This is a genomic window from Micrococcus sp. KT16 (assembly GCF_003315015.1).
GTDB classification, from domain to species: Bacteria; Actinomycetota; Actinomycetes; order Actinomycetales; family Micrococcaceae; genus Micrococcus; species Micrococcus luteus.
In genome coordinates, this window is record NZ_QNRG01000032.1 from 1 (window position 1) to 1293 (window position 1293).

Here is a 1293-nt window from a genome sequence, read left to right on the forward strand (position 1 = left end):
GGGCGTGTCAACTTGTCTGTGTAAGCGGGGTGGTCACAGGTAGGGGTTGATCCGGTCGGGGTAGGCCGCGGCGAGCTGGGCGAGGGCCTGCTTCCAGTTCGTGACGGCCTGACCTTCGACGAGCCGGCCCTGGGCTTTGCGCTGGCCGGCGGGTTTGCCCCGGTCCCGAGCGCGTTCGGCGGCGCGTTTGTCTTCGATGTTGCAGATCGCCAGCCAGAGCAGCTTCACCGCCGCCTCGGTCGAGGGGAAGTGGCCGCGGTTCTTGGTCACCTTCCGTAGCTGGAAGTTCAGCGACTCGATGCTGTTGGTCGTGTAGATGACCTTGCGGAGCATGGGTGGGAACTGCAGGAACGGGATGAACCGCTCCCAGGAGTTCGCCCAGGTCGCGGCTGCAGACGGGTACTTCGTGCCGAGCTCGGAGGCCTCGAACTCGGCCAGCGCCTTCCTCGCGGTCTCTTCGTTGGGGGCGGTGTAGATCGGCTTCAGCGCGGCGGCGACCTTCTTGCGGTCCTGGTAGGCCACGAACCGCATCGCGGCCCGGATCAGGTGAACCACGCAGGTCTGGACCATCGAGTCCGGCCACGTCGCCTCGATCGCCTCCGGCAGGCCCTTGAGCCCGTCGCAGCACACGATCAGCACGTCCTGCACGCCCCGGTTGGCGAGATCGGCGCAGACGTGGGCCCAGAACGCCGAGCCCTCGGTGTCCTGGACCCAGATCCCCAGCACGTGCTTGATGCCCTCGAGGTCCACGCCGACGGCGATGTAGGCGGCACGGTTGAGGACCTGGCTGTTCTCTCGGATCTTGATCCGGATTGCGTCGAGATAGATCACCGGATAGAACTCCTCCAGCGGCCGCGACTGCCACGCCAGGACCTCTTCGCTCACGGCGTCGGTGATGTTGGAGATCGTCTCGTGCGACAGGTCCGTGCCGATCGTGGAGGCCAGGTGGTGCTGGATGTCCCGGATCGTCATTCCGCCGGCATAGAGGCTGATGATCATGTCATCCAGGCCCCCGAGGCGCCGCTGGCCCTTGGGCACCAGGCGCGGGGTGAACGACCCGCCCCGGTCTCGCGGGACGTCCAGCTCGATCGGCCCGACCTCGGACTCCACGGTCTTCGGGGTGGTCCCGTTGCGGGAGTTGGCGTGCTTCGGCGCCTCGCTCGAGCCCTTCTCGTAGCCCAGATGGCTGGTCAGCTCGGCCTGCAGGCCCCGCTCGAGCGCGGCCTTGACCAGCGCGGGCACGAACCCGCCGTCACCGGTGAGCTCGACGCCGCCCGCGTCGATCTGCGCGAA

At 67.5% G+C, this 1293-nt stretch carries 1 protein-coding gene; it reads right to left on the reverse strand.

The window, feature by feature from the left end:
* Window positions 1-33: 33 nt before the first annotated feature.
* Window positions 34-1293, reverse strand: a 1260-nt coding sequence (locus DE149_RS11565) for an IS256-like element ISMlu11 family transposase (protein ID WP_113914521.1), incomplete at its 5' end; no start/stop codon positions are given.